16 protein-coding genes and 2 pseudogenes are annotated in these 16,794 nt (G+C 71.0%); 4 read left to right on the top strand and 14 right to left on the bottom strand.

What is annotated here, in order from left to right:
* Positions 1-245 precede the first annotated feature (245 nt).
* A protein-coding gene (locus AB0N07_RS45635; protein ID WP_365845967.1) for an IS5 family transposase occupies positions 246-1,072 on the top strand; the annotation gives its coding sequence in 2 pieces (ribosomal slippage) (positions 246-606 and positions 606-1,072; 828 coding nt in all).
* Between the two features lie 7 nt (positions 1,073-1,079).
* Positions 1,080-1,217 (top strand): annotated as a pseudogene (locus tag AB0N07_RS45630) (IS5/IS1182 family transposase); the annotation flags it as partial.
* A 785-nt stretch (positions 1,218-2,002) separates the two neighbouring features.
* On the opposite strand, the gene AB0N07_RS45625 reads toward AB0N07_RS45630, so the two are convergent.
* The 13 genes from AB0N07_RS45625 to AB0N07_RS45565 form a co-directional block, all read right to left on the bottom strand.
* Positions 2,003-2,188, bottom strand: a complete 186-nt coding sequence (locus AB0N07_RS45625) for a hypothetical protein (RefSeq protein ID WP_365845965.1) — start codon at positions 2,186-2,188, stop codon at positions 2,003-2,005.
* Between the two features lie 6 nt (positions 2,189-2,194).
* Positions 2,195-3,262: an acetamidase/formamidase family protein gene (locus AB0N07_RS45620; RefSeq protein WP_365845963.1), complete on the bottom strand. Its 1,068-nt coding sequence runs from the start codon at positions 3,260-3,262 to the stop codon at positions 2,195-2,197.
* Complete coding sequence (locus tag AB0N07_RS45615) at positions 3,259-4,035, bottom strand: isochorismatase family cysteine hydrolase (RefSeq protein WP_365845961.1); 777 nt, start codon at positions 4,033-4,035, stop codon at positions 3,259-3,261. Before AB0N07_RS45615 ends, AB0N07_RS45620 begins: the two co-directional genes overlap by 4 nt.
* Positions 4,028-5,554 carry an amidase gene (locus tag AB0N07_RS45610; RefSeq protein ID WP_365845959.1) on the bottom strand — a complete coding sequence of 509 codons (1,527 nt, stop codon included), beginning with the start codon at positions 5,552-5,554 and terminating at the stop codon, positions 4,028-4,030. The genes AB0N07_RS45615 and AB0N07_RS45610 overlap by 8 nt, the downstream gene beginning before the upstream one ends.
* A gap of 2 nt (positions 5,555-5,556) precedes the next feature.
* A complete protein-coding gene (locus AB0N07_RS45605) occupies positions 5,557-5,988 on the bottom strand; it encodes a cupin domain-containing protein (protein ID WP_365845957.1) in 432 nt (143 codons plus the stop codon).
* A gap of 10 nt (positions 5,989-5,998) precedes the next feature.
* The gene (locus tag AB0N07_RS45600; protein ID WP_365845955.1) at positions 5,999-6,790 is read right to left on the bottom strand and encodes a creatininase family protein; all 792 of its coding nucleotides are present in this window, start codon (positions 6,788-6,790) and stop codon (positions 5,999-6,001) included.
* Positions 6,787-8,172 carry an FAD-binding protein gene (locus AB0N07_RS45595; RefSeq protein WP_365845952.1) on the bottom strand — a complete coding sequence of 462 codons (1,386 nt, stop codon included), beginning with the start codon at positions 8,170-8,172 and terminating at the stop codon, positions 6,787-6,789. The genes AB0N07_RS45600 and AB0N07_RS45595 overlap by 4 nt, the downstream gene beginning before the upstream one ends.
* Positions 8,169-9,344, bottom strand: a complete 1,176-nt coding sequence (locus AB0N07_RS45590) for a hypothetical protein (protein WP_365845950.1) — start codon at positions 9,342-9,344, stop codon at positions 8,169-8,171. The genes AB0N07_RS45595 and AB0N07_RS45590 overlap by 4 nt, the downstream gene beginning before the upstream one ends.
* A gap of 52 nt (positions 9,345-9,396) precedes the next feature.
* Entirely contained in the window at positions 9,397-10,272 is an 876-nt protein-coding gene (locus AB0N07_RS45585) for an ABC transporter permease (protein ID WP_365845948.1), read from the bottom strand.
* The gene (locus tag AB0N07_RS45580) at positions 10,269-11,027 is read right to left on the bottom strand and encodes an ABC transporter ATP-binding protein (protein WP_365845946.1); all 759 of its coding nucleotides are present in this window, start codon (positions 11,025-11,027) and stop codon (positions 10,269-10,271) included. Before AB0N07_RS45580 ends, AB0N07_RS45585 begins: the two co-directional genes overlap by 4 nt.
* Positions 11,028-11,147: 120 nt before the next feature.
* Positions 11,148-12,353 carry an amidohydrolase family protein gene (locus AB0N07_RS45575; RefSeq protein ID WP_365845944.1) on the bottom strand — a complete coding sequence of 402 codons (1,206 nt, stop codon included), beginning with the start codon at positions 12,351-12,353 and terminating at the stop codon, positions 11,148-11,150.
* Position 12,354: 1 nt separating this feature from the next.
* Positions 12,355-13,239, bottom strand: a complete 885-nt coding sequence (locus tag AB0N07_RS45570; RefSeq protein ID WP_365845942.1) for an MBL fold metallo-hydrolase — start codon at positions 13,237-13,239, stop codon at positions 12,355-12,357.
* A complete protein-coding gene (locus AB0N07_RS45565) occupies positions 13,236-13,757 on the bottom strand; it encodes a flavin reductase family protein (RefSeq protein WP_365845940.1) in 522 nt (173 codons plus the stop codon). Before AB0N07_RS45565 ends, AB0N07_RS45570 begins: the two co-directional genes overlap by 4 nt.
* Positions 13,758-13,894: 137 nt before the next feature.
* Here AB0N07_RS45565 and AB0N07_RS45560 point away from each other — a divergent pair, with 137 nt between their 5' ends.
* Positions 13,895-14,533 (top strand): XRE family transcriptional regulator, encoded by a 639-nt coding sequence (locus AB0N07_RS45560; RefSeq protein WP_365845938.1) that lies wholly within the window; start codon positions 13,895-13,897, stop codon positions 14,531-14,533.
* A gap of 49 nt (positions 14,534-14,582) precedes the next feature.
* On the opposite strand, the pseudogene AB0N07_RS45555 reads toward AB0N07_RS45560, so the two are convergent.
* Positions 14,583-14,660 (bottom strand): annotated as a pseudogene (locus AB0N07_RS45555) (deaminase); the annotation flags it as partial.
* Positions 14,661-15,175: 515 nt separating this feature from the next.
* Between AB0N07_RS45555 and AB0N07_RS45550 the strand changes: the two are divergent.
* A complete protein-coding gene (locus AB0N07_RS45550) occupies positions 15,176-16,699 on the top strand; it encodes a flavin monoamine oxidase family protein (protein WP_365845936.1) in 1,524 nt (507 codons plus the stop codon).
* Positions 16,700-16,794 lie beyond the last annotated feature (95 nt).

Below are 16,794 nucleotides of genomic sequence, written 5' to 3'. Positions count from 1 at the left end.
CCGTGCCCGAGTGACCGGGCCTCCGCTCCTATCAGCAGACGACGCTGTCGCTCGTCGAGGTGCGGCAGGATCGCCCCGAACTTCGCCGCCAGCACAGCCCGTTGTACTTCCAGCCCACCCATACCAGAGCAACGACCCATCGAACGGGAAGCCACGGGTTAAAGATCTGCACGCCCTAAGAACTCCTAACAGAATTCTGCAACTTGCCTTGAAATGTTAGTGTCTGATGGGTTGTTAGCCTGGACATGAGAAGGGGTGAGCAGCCGCCGTGGATCGTGCCGGATGGGCTGTGGGAGCGGATCGAGCCGTTGCTGCCGGTTGTGCCGCGCCGCACGGATCACCCCGGTCGCAAGCGTCTGGACGACCGGAAGGTGCTGTCGGGCATCCTGTTCGTGCTGTACACCGGCATTCCGTGGGAGTTCCTGCCCCAGGAGCTGGGCTTCGGCTCGGGCATGACCTGCTGGCGGCGCTTGCGTGACTGGAACGACGCGGGAGTCTGGCAGCGTCTGCACGAGTCGCTCCTGGCCGAGCTGAACGCCGCCGGCGCGCTGAACTGGTCGAGGGCGGTGATCGACGGCTCGCACGTCAGGGCGCTCAAAGGCGGCCCAAAACAGGACCGAGCCCGGTCGACCGTGCCCGAACAGGCTCCAAGCACCATCTGATCACCGAAGGGCACGGCATCCCGCTGGCGGTATCGCTGACCGGCGGAAACCGAAACGAAGTCACCCAGCTCACCCCCCTGATCCAGGCCGTCCCGCCCATACGCGGCCGGCAGGGACGGCCCCGACGCCGACCGGTCGCGCTCTACGCCGACCGGGGCTACGACCACGACAAGTACCGCAAACACCTGCGGGCCCTGGGAATCACCCCGGTCATCGCGCGGCGCGGCGTCGAGCACGGTTCCGGACTGGGCGTGCATCGCTGGGTGGTCGAGCAGGGCTTTGCGCTGCTGCACTGGTTCCGCCGACTGCGCATCCGCTGGGAGATCCGCGACGACATCCACGAAGCCTTCCTCAGCCTGGCCTGCGGCATCATCTGCTGGCGACGACTGGTCAACCTCTCACTTTGTTAGGAGTTCTAATGAGCGTCAGCGGCACCTGGTCGTCGACACCAAGGGCCTGCTGCGGTTCGTGACGGCCACCCCCGCGGACATGACCGCCCGCGACGCGGCGAAGGAGGTCTTGTTCCGGCTGCGGCCGATACACCCCGAGATCACGTCGTCCTGCGTCGCCGCTGGGTGGTCGAGAGGCTGTCCATCTGCGGTTGTCCGCACAGCAGCACACCGCGTTCCTGGATAGGGCAGTGCGATCTCGTCCCCATGCGGCCCCCGTCCCAGTGGCGACACCACAGTGCAGGCTGTCGACTACAGGCCGGCGATGCTGTCCTGCACCGACTTGCCCCAAGCCACACCTTCGGCGTGTGTTGGCGAAGTCCGGGTCCACGTAGATGTGGACCCTCTTGATGAGTTCACCCGACCGCTGTCCAGGTGGCCGGCATTGACGGCTGGGACCTGGTCTTCCAGGACCGGTCAGTCCTCGTCGGCCTGCTTCGCGGCCGGGCAGGGGCGCAGCCATGAGTGCGGTGGCGGCCAGGCCGATCGCCGCGATCACCGACACCGCGGTGAAGCCACCGTCGTAGGCGTGCCGTGCCGAGTGCAGCACTGCGTGGGCGGTCCGGGACGGCAGGTGTGCTATGACATCCTCCGCTGCGGCGAACGACTCCCCCGCTCTGGCCTGCTGTTCTCCGGAGAGGCCCGGCACATCGGGCAGGCCCGTGCGGTACACGGCGGTCAGGACGGTGCCGAGGGCGGCGACGCCGAGCCCGGCGGCGAGCAGCGGGACGAGTCGTTCGCCGTAGTGCGCGGTGTCACCGACGGGCGCGATGGCGGCGTACGCGACGGCGAAGAGGGAGAGCGCTCCGGTGAGGGCCCAGCGGTTGCCCCACCGGTTCGCCGCCCAGGGGGCCGTGACCGCGCCGAGGGCGTTGGCACCGGCCAGCGGCATCAGAAGAACAGCAGGGCGACGTAGCTGCCGAAGCAGCCGATGACACACAAGGTGGCCGTGGTGAAGCTGCGCTCACGGAAGAGAGCGAAGTCCAACAATGGCTCATGGATGCGCTGTTGGCGTCGTACGAAGGCATGGAGCAGGGCGCTACCGGCGAGGCCCGTGAGGACGATGACGGTGTTCACCCGGGTTCAGCCCGGCAGGTCCGCCTTCGAGATCCGGCCGTGGACCCCTTTGACGATGTCCACCACCTGGGATACATGGAAGTCGGCCGCCGCGCTCAGGTAGGCGAGGCCGACCGGGCCGGGGATGCCGAACCGGTCTGTCAGCAGCGTCAGCGCGTCGCGCACGGCGTTGCGCAGGGCCTCGTCGAGGTCGTGGTCCAGGCCCAGGACGATGTGCTCGGTCGGGGTTTCCGCGAAGGGGGCGCGCAGGCGGGCGGCCAGCGAGCGGGTGGCCGGGTTGCTGTGGACTGTGAGGCGGAGCGTGGCGCGCAGCGGGGCTTCGAAGGCGGTGAGGGCGACTTCGCCGTCGCCCTGGGAGAAGTGCGGGTCGCCGACGTAGAAGAGGGCGTCGGGGACCTGGACGGGGAGGAAGAGGCGGGCGCCGGTGCCGAGGTGGCGGACGTCGATGTTCCCGCCGTGCGGGCCCGGTGGGACGGAGTGGACGGCGGATTCGGTGGCCGGAGCGACCCCCATGATGCCGAGGAAGGGCCGAAGCGGGAAGGCGAGCTGGCGGCCGTCACCGACCGGGAGACGGCCCCGGCCGTCTTCCGCGACCGTCGCGATGAAGCTGGCAGGCCGGCCTGCCGGGGGCTGCGGGTATTCGCCGGGCAGGGCGCCTTTGCCGTGCCGGTTGCTGATCACGCCGTACGGCGCACGGCGGTGCAGCGTGAGGACTTCGGCCTCCAGGACGTCGCCGGGCCGTGCACCGTGCAGGGCCACGGGGCCGGTGACGACGTGCGGGCCCTGTGTCTGCGGCAGGTGTTCGCGTGCGGAGGCGGCCAGTTCGACGGTGTCGTACAGCAGATCGCTCGTCGGGATGCCGGCCGCGCCGAAGAAGGCGACCGGGTCGCGGCCCTGGTCTTCGAGGATGCCCTCATGGCTGATGGTGTCGAAGGTGATGGTCTCGCCCGAGCGAATGGTCAGCGCCGGTTTCGCGGTGGCGTTGGGCAGCAGGCCCCAGTGCACCCGGGCAGGGTCGGAGAGGAGGTAGTGCTCGCCGTCGAGGGGGCCGGCTCCGGGCTGGAGGAGTTTCACTTCAGGGCCTCCTTCAGCGCCTCGTTCAGGGCTTCGGCGGTGAGGGTGAAGCCGAAGCACTGGCGGACGTTGTAGAGCGTGGCGTCCATGCAGTAGGCGGGTGAGGTGGTGGCCACCGCGTCCTGGACCATGAGGACGTCGTAGCCGAGGTTCGCGGCGTCCATGAGGGTGGCCAGGACACACTGGTCGGCGTTGACCCCGGTGAACAACAGGGTGTCGACGCGCAGGTTGCGCAGCACGGTGTCCAGGACGGTGTCCTGGAAGCCGCTCATCCGGTACTTCGAGACGTGCAGGTCGCCGTCCGCCGTCTCCAGCCCCGCGACGATCGCGGCCGAGGGGCTGTCCTGCTCCAGCACCCGGCCGCCCGGCCGCGGGGCACCGATGCCGGCGCCGGCGCCGTCGGGGTCGTAGACGTGCAGCACGCCGGGCGGGAGGTTGGCCCGGTCGGAGCGGTTGCCCCAGTTGAGCCAGATCACGGGAACGCCGGCGGCGCGCAGTAGCGGCAGCAGGCCGGCGAGGACGGGGATCGGGGCGCGGGCGGGGGTCACATCCACGCCGATGGAGGCGAGCCAGCCGTCCGGAGAGCAGAAGTCGTTCTGCATGTCGACGACGATCAGGGCGGTGGCGGCGAGGTCGGCGGTCACCCGCTGCGGCAGCGCCTGGACGGTGACCGGGCGTGGTTGCCGGTGCGGGCGGGCGAGGGTGACGGTCTTGCCGTCGACTCTCCAGGCGTTGCGGGGGTTGGGCCCGATCAGGCCCTGGGCCTCAGGCATGTGCGGGGCTCCTCCATCCGGTGGTGAGGTCCAGCAGGGCGCGGTCGCTCCCCCGGCCGCCCAGTACGCACAGGCCCACGGGCAGTGACCGCACGCGCAGCAGCGGAGCGACGACCGCCGGCAGCCCGGCCAGTGAGGCGAGGCAGGTCAGGCGGAGGGTGGCGACGCGTACGGCCTCCACCTCCTCGGGCGGCGCGTCGGCGCGGAGGGCCGGGCCGCTGGTGGCGGGCAGCAGCAGGCCGGTGCCGGGCGCCAGTACGGCGTCCAGCACCTTCCGCGCGTCCGCCAGGGTCTGTTCCGCGTGCGCCCGTTCGGCCTCGGCCACCCGGCGGCCGTTGTCGAAGCGTGCGGCGACGTCCGGGGCGAGCGCGCCCGGGTGTGCGGTGATCCAGGGGCCGTGCTGCTGCCAGGCCTCGGCGGCCTGGACCGTGCGGAAGGCGGCGAACCAGTCGTCCAGGTGCTCAGCCACCCCGGTGGCCGTTGTCGTCACAGGCGGCAGCAACGCGCGGCAGGCGGCCTTGAAGGAGGCGCGGACCTCGGGTTCGGCGAGTGCCACCAGGTCCTCGTCCACCACGAGTTCGGTGACCGGCAGGGGTGTCCCGGCGGCGGTCAGCAGTGCTTCGGCCGCTGTCCTCAGCAGGGCGGGGTCGCGGGCCAGGAGTCCTGCCGTGTCGAAGGAGGACGCCAGGGCCAGCAGGCCTGCGGCGGGAGTTGTCCCGTGCGTGGGCCGCCAGCCGTACAGGCCGCAGTAGGAGGCGGGAACGCGGATCGATCCGGCCGTGTCGGTGGCCAGCGCCAGGTCCGCCCAGCCGCGGGCCACGGCGGCGGCCGGGCCGCTGCTGGAGCCGCCGGTGATCCGGCCGGGTGCGGCGGGGTTGACGGGGGCTCCGTAGTGCACGTTGGTCCCGGCGAGGCTGAAGGCGAGTTCGTCGGTCTGGGCGATGCCGGTGAGTTCGGCACCCGCCTCCAGCAGGCGTCGTAGGGCCTGCGCGTGCGCCTCTTCGGTACGGGCCTGCGCCAGCCACGTCGGGTTTCCGGCGCCGACGCGCTGTCCCGCCACGGCGAACAGGTCCTTCACGGCGAGGCGGACGTGCACCAGCGGGCCCTTCCCGGTGGACGCCACCAGCGGGCCGGCCACCCGCCACACCGCCGGATCCGGGCGGTCGTCCGGCGCGGGTGCGGGCACGGCGCCGACGTGCGCGGCGGCGATCCGCCACCCGGCGTCGGTGTGTTGCCACACCTGGGTCTGCAGACCGCGCGTTCCGTCCGGCCGCCGCGTCTCGGCCGTGACGACCGCGACCTGCGGGGCCGGCCGGACCACGTGCACCCGCTCGACCACCCGCGCCGGGGCCCCGTCTCTGCCCCGCCGGAAGTCGGCGATGGCGGCGTGGCCCACCAGCACGGTGTCGCCCTCGGCGCGCAGGGTGTCGGGTGCGTCCATGAACCAGTGGTCCAGGGCCGCCACGTCGTTGGCGGCCAGGGCCCGTTCGTATGCCCAGAAGGCGTCGAGAAGATCCACGGTCACGATGTTCCCGCGCGCAGCACGGCCAGGTCCTGCTCGTCCAGCGTGGCGAGCGGCCCGTGTTCGATGAGGTCGGCGAAGCCTTCGTCGGGGGACATCACGGTGAGGGTGTAGAGGCGTTCGGTGGCGGAGGTGTTGACGATGCGGTGTTTGGAGCCGGTGGGCAGGACCAGGACGTCACCGGGGGCGAGGTCGCGCTCGTGCTCGTCGCTGGCGGCACGGCCGTGGCCGGCGAGTACCACGAAGGTCTCGACGGACTCGGGGTGCCAGTTCAGGGGCTGGGCGCCGCCCGGTTCCCACACCTCGAAGACGACGGTGGTGGGCGAGCCGTCCCGGGGGCCGGTGAGGACGGCGAGCTTGACGGTGTCGCCTGCGGTGATGTGGTGGGCGGTGATGTCGCGCAGCGGTGTGTGCAGCGGGGGGTTGGCCATGGCGGGCTCCCTAGGAGGACACGGGGCGGTCGGGCCGGAAGCGCGCGCATTCGCGCAGTGCGGCGGCGGCCGCGGCGATGGAGGCGTCGAGGAGTTTGCGGCCCAGTTCCGGGGTGGCGCCGGTGGGGTCGCCGACGACGCCGGTGCCGGTGCCGGTGGCGAAGTCGTCGCTGGTCCAGCCGAAGGACACCGGCTTGCCGAAGCCGATGTGCTCGTAGGCGGTGAGGTGTTCTGGGACGGCGCGGCGGGCCTGGCTCATGTCGACCAGGTCCGGGCGGAGATGGAGCATGGCGGAGGTCTCCTTCAGGCCGCCGTGCACGCCCATGCCGAGTTCCGTGGCCGGGGAGGCGCCGCCCTGGTCGGCGGGGAGGGAGGCGTGCAGCAGGAAGGTGCGCAGGCCGTGACGGGTGCGCAGTTCGCGCAGGGCGACGCCGAGCAGGGCGCTGTTGCCGCCGTGCGCGTTGAGGAAGGCGAGCCGTCGCACGGGACCGGCGGCCAGGGAGCGGCCGATGTCGTCGACGACGGACAGCAGGGTGCGGGCGGTGAGCCACAACGTGCCCGCGGACCACGCGTGTTCGTCGGACTTGGTGTAGGCGAGGCCCGGCAGCAGCGTGATGTCGCAGCTCTCCCCCGCCAGCCGGGCGGCGCCTTCGGCGACGGCCTCGGCCATGTAGTGGTCGGTGGCGACCGGCAGATGGGGCCCGTGCTGTTCGATCGCACCGACGGGCAGCACGGCGACGGTGTCCTCGCCGAACCGTTCGATCTCCGGGCCGCTGAGGTCGATGAAGCGGGTGAAGGTCACGGCGTCTCCTGCGAAGGGGCGGGAATCTTGCCGGGGTTGAGCAGGCCGAGCGGGTCCGCGGTGCGGGCCGTCTCCCGGACCAGGTCCAGTCGGCGGTCGACGTGCCAGTTGTGCGGACTGTGCACACCGACACCCAGGACCTCCAGGGCGGCGATGCCGTCGTAGACGCTCTGCTCGCCCTGGTAGCGGGCCATGAGCATGCCGACCGTGCCCGAGCGCATGCCTTCCAGGTGGAGCAGGGTGTCCGGGAAGACCTCCTTGATCTCGGTGGTGTCGCCGAGCAGGACGTCGCCGCGGATCTCCAGGTGGAACCAGCCCTCTTCTGCCTTCATCAGGTGGTAGGTGGGGTGATTGAAGGACAGCGAGCTGATCAGGGCGGGGCCGTCCGGCGCCGACCGCACGTCGAGGACTTCCCCGTCGTAGGACCGGACGATCGCCTGCGCCTGGTCGGCGGCCTCCTCCTCGATGATCGCGCGCAGGTTCAGGGCCGTGGGGTCCAGTGCGGGGTCGGGCGGGTAGACCCGGACGAGGCCGGCCTCGTCCAGTGAGGCCAGGCGCGGGGCCGGTTCGAGGCGTACGAGTGCGTCGAGCGCGGCGGTGGCGGAGGTCCAGTCGGGGAAGGCGGCGAACAACCCCGTCCAGGTGCGGGCCCGTTGGAGCCGTACGGTGGCGGTGGTGATGATGCCGGTGGTGCCGTAGGCATGGATGTACGGCAGCGCGTCCGCGTCCTGGACGATGAACGGCTCGGCGTCGGCCGTGCAGGGCGCCACCGTCAACTCCCGTACGAAACCGTCACTGTTGGTCTTGTGCACGAGGGAGCCGGTGCCGCCGCTGCCGCCGGAGAGGAAACCGCCGAGCGTGGTGCCGAAGGTGGACGGGAACATCCACAGCTCCTGGCCGAGAGTGCGGGCGTGCGCCTCCAGGTCGGACATCTTCGCCCCGGCCTCGGCGCGGATCCAGCCGTCGCCCGCGTCGAGGACGCGGCCGCAGCCGGTGAGGTCGAGCACCACGCCGTCGTACAGCGGGATCGCCTGGCCGTAGTTGCCGGTGCCCTTGCCGCGCGGGGTGAGGGGGATGCGGTGGTGGTGGGCCAGGGCGAGGAGGCCGGGGATCTGCTCGTGCGCGGTGGGGCGCAGGACGGCCTCGGCGTGGCCCGCGGGGAGTTTCGCCGAGAGGATGGGCGACATGTGGGCCCAGTCGCAGGAGGCCTTCTCCCGCACGGCTGGGTCGCGGACCACCCCGTCGGAGCCGAGGAGTGCGGCGGCCTCGGCACAGAACTCCTCGATAGCGGGCGTGGACTGACGCTCCGTCACACTCGGGGTCGGCCCGGCGTCCTGGTCGTCGACGAGTTCGGTGAGTGCGGTCAGGTTGGTTCTCGTCATCGCTTCAGTCCGATCGAGGGGTCGGTGAAGTCGTCGGTCGCCAGGTCCTGCGCCGTCAGGCCCGGCTTGACCTTGGCGCCGCTCAGCTCGACGAGCGGGGTGAAGGTCTTCAGGACGGAGGCGACGCGCTTCATGTCGAAGCTGCCGACGCTGCCGTCGGATTCGTTGCCGAGGATGCCGAGTTCGACCATCTGCTTGGCGGCGAAGGTGCCGGTGCCCTCTGAGTAGACCCAGCCGGTGTTGTACTGCTGGACCAGGTCGCTGATGAGTTTGACCGTCGCCGACGGCTCGGCCGCGAAGTCGGCGGCCGATTGCTGGAGGACGGGGACGAGCTTCTTCAGGCAGGGGCTGAGCGACTTCAGCTCGCCGCTGCGCACGGACAGGGACTCCGGGTAGACGGTGAAGCCGACGTCCGAGAGCAGCTGGTACTTGATCGGCTTCTTCCAGGCCGACACCTCGTGCTGGTAGATGTACGGCTCCGCGGTGGCGAAGCCCTGCTGGGCGATGCCGGGGTTGGCGACGAAGCGGGCGGGTGCGCCGTCGTAACTCCCGTCCAGCTGGGTCTTCTTGATCAGTCCCTTGGAGACCAGCAGCGAGGCATAGGTGCTGCCGTCCACGTAGACGACCTTGGCGTCCGACTTGCCGATGTCGGCGATCGACTTCCAGCCGGGGTGGGTCGCGGGGTCCCACATCAGGACCTGCGGGCTCTTCTTCATCAGCGCCGCCACGGCCGTGACCGGCTGCTTGGCAGACGCCGAGATGGCCACGTCGGTGGTGACCGTGCCGAGGGTGATGCTCTTGTCGACGTACATCTGCGAGGGGACGCTCTGGTAGCCGATGGCGGAGCCACCGGCCCTGATCTGGATGTCGACGCCGGTGTCCTTGCCGCCGATGACCAGCGGGCCGGTGACCCGTTTCTTGTCGGCGTCGACGCTGTAGCCGGGGCCCACGAGGTGGTAGAGGGGACCGTGTTCGGCCTCGGGCTCCCAGTCGACCTGGACGACGACCGTCTTCGGGCAGACGCCGGTCAGGCGCTGGGCGGCGGGGGCGGCCGGGAGCTTGGCGGCGGAAGCGGTGGCGGCCATGGAACCACCGCCGCAGGCAGTGGCGGACACCAGGAGGATTGCGGAGGAAACGCCCGCGACGGCGACGCGTCCGGCGGATGTGGGCATGACTGAACTCCCTGAGGGACGGGGGGAGATGAGGGAAGGGCGGGGGGCGGGTCTACGGCCGGTCGGCCGAGGCGTGCCAGGAGCCGACGGCGAGCCGAGCGACGAGGGTGAAGAGGGCGAAGACCGCGACGCCGAAGAGGGAGGCGAGGATGATCGCCGCGAAGAGGTCCTCGGACTGCAGCCGGGAGCGGTAGACGTCGAGCAGGGTCCCGATGCCGGGTTCGCCCTGCTTGAAGAACATGTCGCCGACGATCGCACCGATCACGGACAGGCCGGAGGACGTGCGCAGACCGGTGAAGATCGAGGGAAGGGCGGCGGGCAGTTCGAGCTTGCGCAGGCGGGCCCAGCGGCTCGCCCGCTGAAGGGTGAACAGGTCGTGGTGGGTGCGGTCGACCGACTGGATGCCGAACAGTGTGTTGGCGATCATCGGGAAGAGGGCGATCAGGACGCACACGACCACCCGGCTGGTGAAGCCGAAGCCGAACCAGAGGCCGATCAGCGGCACGATCGCGAGGATCGGCACGGTCTGCAGGATGACCGCGTACGGGTACAGGGAGCGTTCCAGCCAGCGCGCCCTGCTCATCAGCACCGCCACCAGCACGCCCAGCGCGGAGGCGATGAGCAGGCCGACGAGCGCGACCTGGGCGGTGAGCCACAGCGCCCGGAGCATCGGCTGCAGGTGGGTCCAGTCGAGGAACGACACGGTGAGGACCTGGTCGGGCGGCGGGACGAGGAAGCGCCGGGCGGGGCTGAGCAGCAGATAGCTCGCGGCGTACCAGATGCCGATGGCCGCACCGAGCGACCCGAGCGGGGTGAGCACCGCGGCGGGCCGGATGCGGCGCCGACGTGCCGGCGGCGCCGGTTCGGTCGTCGTCACATCCGCTGCGGGTACGGTCACTTCGGCGCGGGCGGTGATGTCGGCGCTCACTGGAAACCTCCTCGCAGAGCCGCCGAGACCTTGCCGGCGATGCGGCCGAACTCGGGGTCGTAGCGCAGCTCGGCCGGACGGGGATGGGGGAACGGGACGTCGAAGGAGGCGGTGATGCGGCCGGGCCGCGCCGACATCACCACGACCCGGCTCGCCAGGAAGACGGCCTCGGTCACCGAGTGGGTGATGAACAGGGCGGCGAAGCCGGTCTCGGCGTAGATGCGCTGGAGTTCTTCCTGCATGCGCAGGCGGGTCATCTCGTCCAGGGCGCCGAAGGGTTCGTCGAGCAGGAACAGGGACGGCCGGGTCATGAGGGCGCGGGCCAGGGAGACGCGCATACGCATGCCGCCGGACAGCTGTCCCGGCAGCTGCTTCTCGGCGCCCTCCAGCCCCACCAGCCGCAGGGCGTCCAGGGCTCGTGCGCGGCGGTCGGCCTTCGCCGTCCCGGCGAGTTCGGCGGGCAGCTCGACGTTGGCGAGGACGGTCCGCCAGGGCAGCAGGGTCGGGTCCTGGAAGACGTAGCCGACCGAGTCGACGGGGGCGTGGACCGTGCCGCCGGTGGCGGTGTCCAGGCCGGAGGCGAGGCGGAGCAGGGTGGACTTGCCGCAGCCCGAGGGGCCGACGACGGCGACGAACTCGCCGGGGGCGATGGAGAGTTCGAGTCCGGTGAGGGCGGTGGTCCCGTTGGCGAAGTGCTTGTCGACGCTCTCGAATCGCAGCGTCGCGTCGAGCGTCTCCTCGGCGGTGGTCGGCACATCAGCTCCCTTCAGTGCCACAGTCAGGAATGTTGATAGCATGAACATTGATTGTTTCCGGCCAGTGTCCTGGCCGTATCTGTTCGCCGAAACGGTCCCGTTCAGCGGGAGCGGCCCGGTTCAGAAGAGCTCGCGGACCACCGACGTACGGCTGACGAGCCGCCCGCCGGCGAAGACGAGCCGCTCGGGGCAGGACGCACCGAGCACCTCCGAGACGGACCGTGCGCGCACCGCCAGGAGGTCGGCGACCGCACCCTCGTACGGTCCGGCCGCCGGGAGCCCGAGGACCGCGCGGGCGCCCGCGGTGACCGCGTGCAGCGCCTCGCCCGGGGTGAGATGACCGGCCGCGACCAGCAGGGACGCGGTCTCCAGGGGATCCGCCCGGCCCACGGGGTTGAACGGGTCCCGGACGTTGTCACCACCGGCCGCGACCGCCACGCCCGCGTCCAGCAGCGCACGCACCGCGGTCAGTCCGCGCGGAGTGCACGACGGGCGGCCGCGGCCCTGGAGGTAGAGGTTCGTCAGCGGGAGGGTGACCACGCCGATCCCGGCGGCGGCGACCTCCTTGGCGGTGCGAGCCGCCTCGTCCGGCGCCACCGTGCCGAGGCTGACGCAGTGGCTCGCGGTGACACCGAGGGCGAAGCCCTGCTCGCGGACGGCCCGCGCGAGCAGGCGCAGATCCCCCGCACCCGGATCAAGAGTCTCGTCGGCGTGCAGGTCGACGCCGACGTGGTGCTCGGCAGCGATACGCAGGGTACGTCGCACGGACGCCGCGGGGTCGGTGGACAGGTGAGGACAGTCGCCCAGCAGGTCCGCTCCGAGGTCGAGGGCCTCGTGCAGGAGTTCCTCCGGTGCGTCGACGTGGAGGACGGCGATCTGCAGGCGCACACGTCCCCGGAGCTGCCTGCGCAGCCGCAGCAGGGCACGCAGACCCCGCAGCGGATCGCCGCCTGCCGTGAGGAGGTCCACGTGGGTCCTGATCGCCGTCACGCCGTTCGCGCACAGTTCGTCGACCGTCGCCTTGGCCCGCCGGAAGACGTCGTCCTCGGTGACGCGCACGGCATACGCGCGCCAGGCGTCGATGGCGGCGAGCAGGTCTCCCGCCGGGGCGCCCGTCAGGTCCCAGGTCAGGGCTTTGTCCAGGTGTGCATGCGGTTCGGCACCGGCGGCCAGCAGCAGCCAGCCGTGCAGGTCGAGTTCGTCTCCGGCAGGAGGAAGCACACCGGGCGGGGCCACCTGGACGACAAACCCGCTACCGGGGTCCAGGAGGACGTCACGGACCTCTCCCCCGGGCACCTGTGCACCGCGCAGCAGCAGAGTCGGCATGTCAGCGCTCCGTTCCGTGCGGCGCGGTGAGCACCGCGAAACCGTCGAAGTCGTGACGGCGTACGGGGGCGCCGAACATGTCGGTGGAGGTGTACGGGCGGGTGTGGCCGTCCCGTACGGCGGCGAAGGCGCCGGCGACCCGGGCCACGAAGTCCGCCGACTCCCGGTGCCGCAGGTTGTGGCCCAGCAGCGCGGTGGTGACGGGCAGTTCGGCGAGTCGGCGGGTCGAGGCGGCGAAGGCGCTCACGTCGGCGCCGGGCACATGGGCGAAGAAGGTGCCGCTGATGAGGGTGTCACCGGCCAGCAGCAGCCCGGTCTCCGGCTCCCAGAGGCAGATGCCGTCCGGTGAGTGCCCGGGGGTGTGCAGAACCTGGAGGCTGCGGCCGCCCAGGTCGAGTACCTCTCCCTCGCGCAGCAGCCGCGTGGGGCGTACGGCCTCGATCCGCCAGTCGGCCAGGTCGGGCACCGGCCGCACCTCGACGCGGGAGTCGGTCAGGAAGAACCCGCCGGCGTCCAGGGCGTGGAACTCCTCGTACCGTTTCCTCAGGTCGTGCGCGACGTGCCCGTACGCCTCCAGCCACTCGTGCGGAGCGGGACCCGTGTGGAGTGCGGCTCCCTCGACGTGTACGGCGATTTCCTCGGCGTGCGCGACAAGGGACGCGTTGCCGCCGCGGTGGTCGAAGTGGTGGTGCGAGTTGACGACCAACAGGGGCAGGCGGGTCAGCCGTCGGACCTGCTCGCCGATGTCGGCGATGCCCATGCCCGTGTCGTAGAGCAGTGCCATGTCGTCGCCGAGCACGAGATAGCTGTTGACGTGACCCGGCTCGGCGATCACGAAGGCGCCCGGCCCGGTCTCGGCCACCTGGAACCAGGCGGGGCCACTCACGCGGCGCCGAGCGCGTGGTAGCGCCGGTCGTGGTGCACGAGGGCGGTCGGTCCGCCGGTTCCGGTCACCACGTCGTCCACGGCCGCGACGATCAAGTGGTGGTCGCCGGCCGGGAGGTCGCACACGACTCGGCACAGCACCGCGTACGAGCTGTGCGCGAGCAGCAGCGGCAGCCCGCCGTGCTCCTCGGCCGACCACTCCAGGTCCGCGAACCGGTCCCCGGTGCGGTCGGCGAACCGCCGGGAGACGTGTTCGCCCCCGCAGTGCAGGATGTTCAGCGCGAACCTGCGGCCGTCGAGCAGCGCGGGCAGCGAACGGCCGCTGCGACCCACCCCGATGGCGAGCAACTGCGGCGCGCGGCTCAGGCTCATCACGGCGGTACTGGTGAAGCCCACCGGGCGCCCTTCGGCCGTCAGGGCGGTGACGACGCACACGCCCCCGGCGAGGGCTGCCATGGCGTCGAGGAAGACGGAATCCGGCGGGGAGACGACGGAACGGTCGGAGGTGGCCGCGGCCATGAGGGCTCCCTGAAGCTAGAATGTTCGTGCCATCAACATTCAGCGTAGGGGCCGGGTGTTTCACGGGCGTAAACCCTCTCGCGGCACTCCCCCGGCCCCTCCCGGCCCGCCGCGCCCGACCCTTTAGGATTCCTGCCATGCCGGCCCAACCCGCCCACAGCATGTCGCCCGCCACCGGGGACACCGACGCACTGCTGCGCGCCGAACTCGGCGGCGCGATCCGGAAGTTGCGCAAGGAGCGAGGCCTGACCCTCGTCCAGCTCGCCGAGCGTGCCGCGCTGTCCCATCCGTTCCTCAGCCAGCTGGAGCGCGGGCTCACCCGCCCGAGCATGCCGTCCCTGCACCGCATCGCCCGCGCCCTCGGCACCACCCAACAGGCCCTCATGGCCACGGCGGCCTTGCCGCATCCCGACGCCCCCGCCGGTTCGGCCCACGTCGTACGCTCCGGCGAGGGCCTGAACGTGGCCAGGCCCGGCGGCACGGCGCGCATGCTCGGCGCCCCCGCCTTCTCCGTCCACCCCGTGGAGCACATCGGTGCCGCCGAACGGTTCGAGGAGTACTACGACCACCCCGGCGACGAGTTCGTCTACGTCGTGGCAGGCGAAATCGAGATCGAACTGCGGGGCGCCGACGGGCCCGAATCCCACGTACTCGGCCCGGGAGACAGCATCTGCTACCCGGGAGCCACTCCACACCGCTGGCGCGCGGTCGGCGACGGCTCTCTGGTGCGGCTCCTCACCGTCCAGAACGCGACACAGTCCGACCATCACTCCTGAGCCGACCGCCGAGCGTCCGGCCGGCGCTCCCCGCGGACACGCAGAGGCGATGGCTGTGACCGAACGGCCGCTTGGGACTTTGCTGCTCACCGGCACCGATCCCATCGCTCGAGATGCTGAAGCTCATGACTCTCAGCAGCTGCCGCTCCACGTGTTCCTCCTCTGATTCTGTCGCGTCATCGCGGCGAGGCGCCGCACATCAACGACGTCGAACGGGACGTAGCCGCATCGACAGCCGCCCACCACTTCCTCCCGGGCATTGCCTCGGTCCCGGTGCCCACAAGCTCGGTGGCCCCGGCCTCCCCTTCGCAGTCGGCCAGGGTGCGGCCCCGTCAATGAAACGGGCTTCCCCTGCAGTCGGCACGCCCCCGGTCGTTGCCGCTCTGCCCCGCCCGCTCCTTCCTCCTGGCTCGCAGCTCACGGCTCGGACCGGTTACGTCAGTGGCATGGCGCTGTAACAGTCCTGAAGGAGGCTCATGGCGACGTATCTCCGGTCCCCTCAGCAACTCGCCCCCCACGCGACCGGGTTGACCGAACGACCGCACCCCGGACGGCGCGCGTACCGGGCACTCCCCCGCATCCCGCCGCAACTTCCTGAGCTCCGTCGGCGCCGCGGGCGGTGCCGGAGTCCTGTACTCGGCGATGGGCGCACTCGGGCTCGCCCCGGTGCCCGACGTGCGGGCGGACGAGTACCGGCCGCCCCAGCGGAGCGACTTCGCGCTCACCGGGCGCGCCGGCAAGAAGGTGCTCGTGCTCGGCGGCGGCATAGCCGGCCTGGCCACGGCGTACGAGCTGGGCAAGGCCGGTTACGACTGCCGGATCCTGGAGGCGAACGACCGTCCCGGGGGCCGCAACTGGACGGTCCGCGGCGGCACGAAGCTGACCGACCTCGACGGGCGCACGCAGACGGCGTCGTTCACCGAAGGCCAGTACATGAACGCGGGCCCGGCCCGGCTGCCGCAGTCCCACGTCACTCTCGAGTACTGCCGCGAACTCGGCGTCGAACTCCAGGTGTTCACCAACCAGAACGCCAACGCGTACATCTACCACGAGAACAGTGCCGCCCTCGCGGGCAAGCCCATGCGCTGGCGCACGGCGAAGGCCGACGTCTACGGCTACATCTCCGAACTGCTCGCCAAGGCCACCGACCAGGGCGCCCTTGACGCACGGCTCACCGCGCAGGACAAGGAGCAGCTTATCGCCTTCCTGCAGAGCTTCGGCGCCATCAAAGGCAAGACCGACGGCTACGCCTACGCCGGCACCGACCGGCGAGGCTACTCCGTCGAACCGGGCGCGGCCTTCGAGGAGGGCACAGTCCTCGGCCCGGTGCCGTCGTTGTCGGACGTCGTCGCCAGCGGCGTGGGGCAGCGCTTCGCCTTCGAATTCGGCTACGACCAGGCCATGCTGATGTTCCAGCCGGTGGGCGGCATGGACGCGATCCCGTACGCCCTGGCCAAGGCGATCGGCCGGCACCGCATCGCCTATGGCGCCACGGTGCTGGAGGTCAAGGACCTGCCGGACGGCGTCGAGGTCACCTACAAGGACACCGGCGACCACACCCGCATCCAGCGCGCCGACTTCGTCGTAGCGGCCATGCCGCCGATGGTCATGGCCCGCCTCAAGCACAATCTACGGGCCGAGTTCACCGCCGCGCTGAAGTACGCCGTCCCGACGCCTGTCGGCAAGGTCGGGCTCGAGTACCGCAGCCGCTGGTGGGAGACGGACGAGCACATCTACGGTGGCATCACGCCGACCGACACCGATCTGGCGACCATCTGGTACCCCTCGTACGGCTACCAGGGCCGGCGCGGCACACTCATCGGCTACTACAACTTCGGTGCCAACGCCGTCGCGTACAGCGCTCTTCCGCACGCTGAGCGCGTCGCGCGGGCGGTGAGCCGGGGTGTGAAGATCCACGGTGACAAGTACCGCACCGAACTCGATCACTCCTTCAGCGTGGCCTGGCACCGCACGCCTCACATCGAGGCCGGCTGGGTGGGCTGGCCCTCGCAGACCGGTCCGGAGTACAAGCTGCTCAACCAGTCGGCCGGGCACGTCTACTTCGCCGGCGACTGGCTCAGCCATGTCATCGCCTGGCAGCACGGCGCGTTCACCTCGGCCCGCAAGGTCGTGACGGACATCCACGAAAGGGTGATGGCTGCATGAAGCAAGGCCGGGAAGTTAAGGCTGGCTGGGGCGCTGTCCAGGCGCGGGTGGGCGTGCTGGCCCTGCGGTGAATGACGAACGGGACCGCTGGTAGA

The sequence above is a fragment of the Streptomyces sp. NPDC051172 genome (assembly GCF_040682555.1).
In the GTDB taxonomy this organism is placed as follows: Bacteria; Actinomycetota; Actinomycetes; order Streptomycetales; family Streptomycetaceae; genus Streptomyces.
Note: the sequence above shows the minus strand (reverse complement) of the source record. Positions and strands in the feature narration are given on the sequence as shown.

Bases quoted from the DNA above. Each gene is read 5' to 3' on its own strand.
- AB0N07_RS45565 (WP_365845940.1), bottom strand. From the start codon at position 13,757: ATGGCCGCGGCCACCTCCGACCGTTCCGTCGTCTCCCCGCCGGATTCC.
- AB0N07_RS45550 (WP_365845936.1), top strand. From the start codon at position 15,176: ATGGGCGCACTCGGGCTCGCCCCGGTGCCCGACGTGCGGGCGGACGAG.
- AB0N07_RS45615 (WP_365845961.1), bottom strand. From the start codon at position 4,035: ATGCCTGAGGCCCAGGGCCTGATCGGGCCCAACCCCCGCAACGCCTGG.
- AB0N07_RS45560 (WP_365845938.1), top strand. From the start codon at position 13,895: ATGCCGGCCCAACCCGCCCACAGCATGTCGCCCGCCACCGGGGACACC.
- AB0N07_RS45590 (WP_365845950.1), bottom strand. From the start codon at position 9,344: ATGCCCACATCCGCCGGACGCGTCGCCGTCGCGGGCGTTTCCTCCGCA.
- AB0N07_RS45595 (WP_365845952.1), bottom strand. From the start codon at position 8,172: ATGACGAGAACCAACCTGACCGCACTCACCGAACTCGTCGACGACCAG.
- AB0N07_RS45605 (WP_365845957.1), bottom strand. From the start codon at position 5,988: ATGGCCAACCCCCCGCTGCACACACCGCTGCGCGACATCACCGCCCAC.
- AB0N07_RS45575 (WP_365845944.1), bottom strand. From the start codon at position 12,353: ATGCCGACTCTGCTGCTGCGCGGTGCACAGGTGCCCGGGGGAGAGGTC.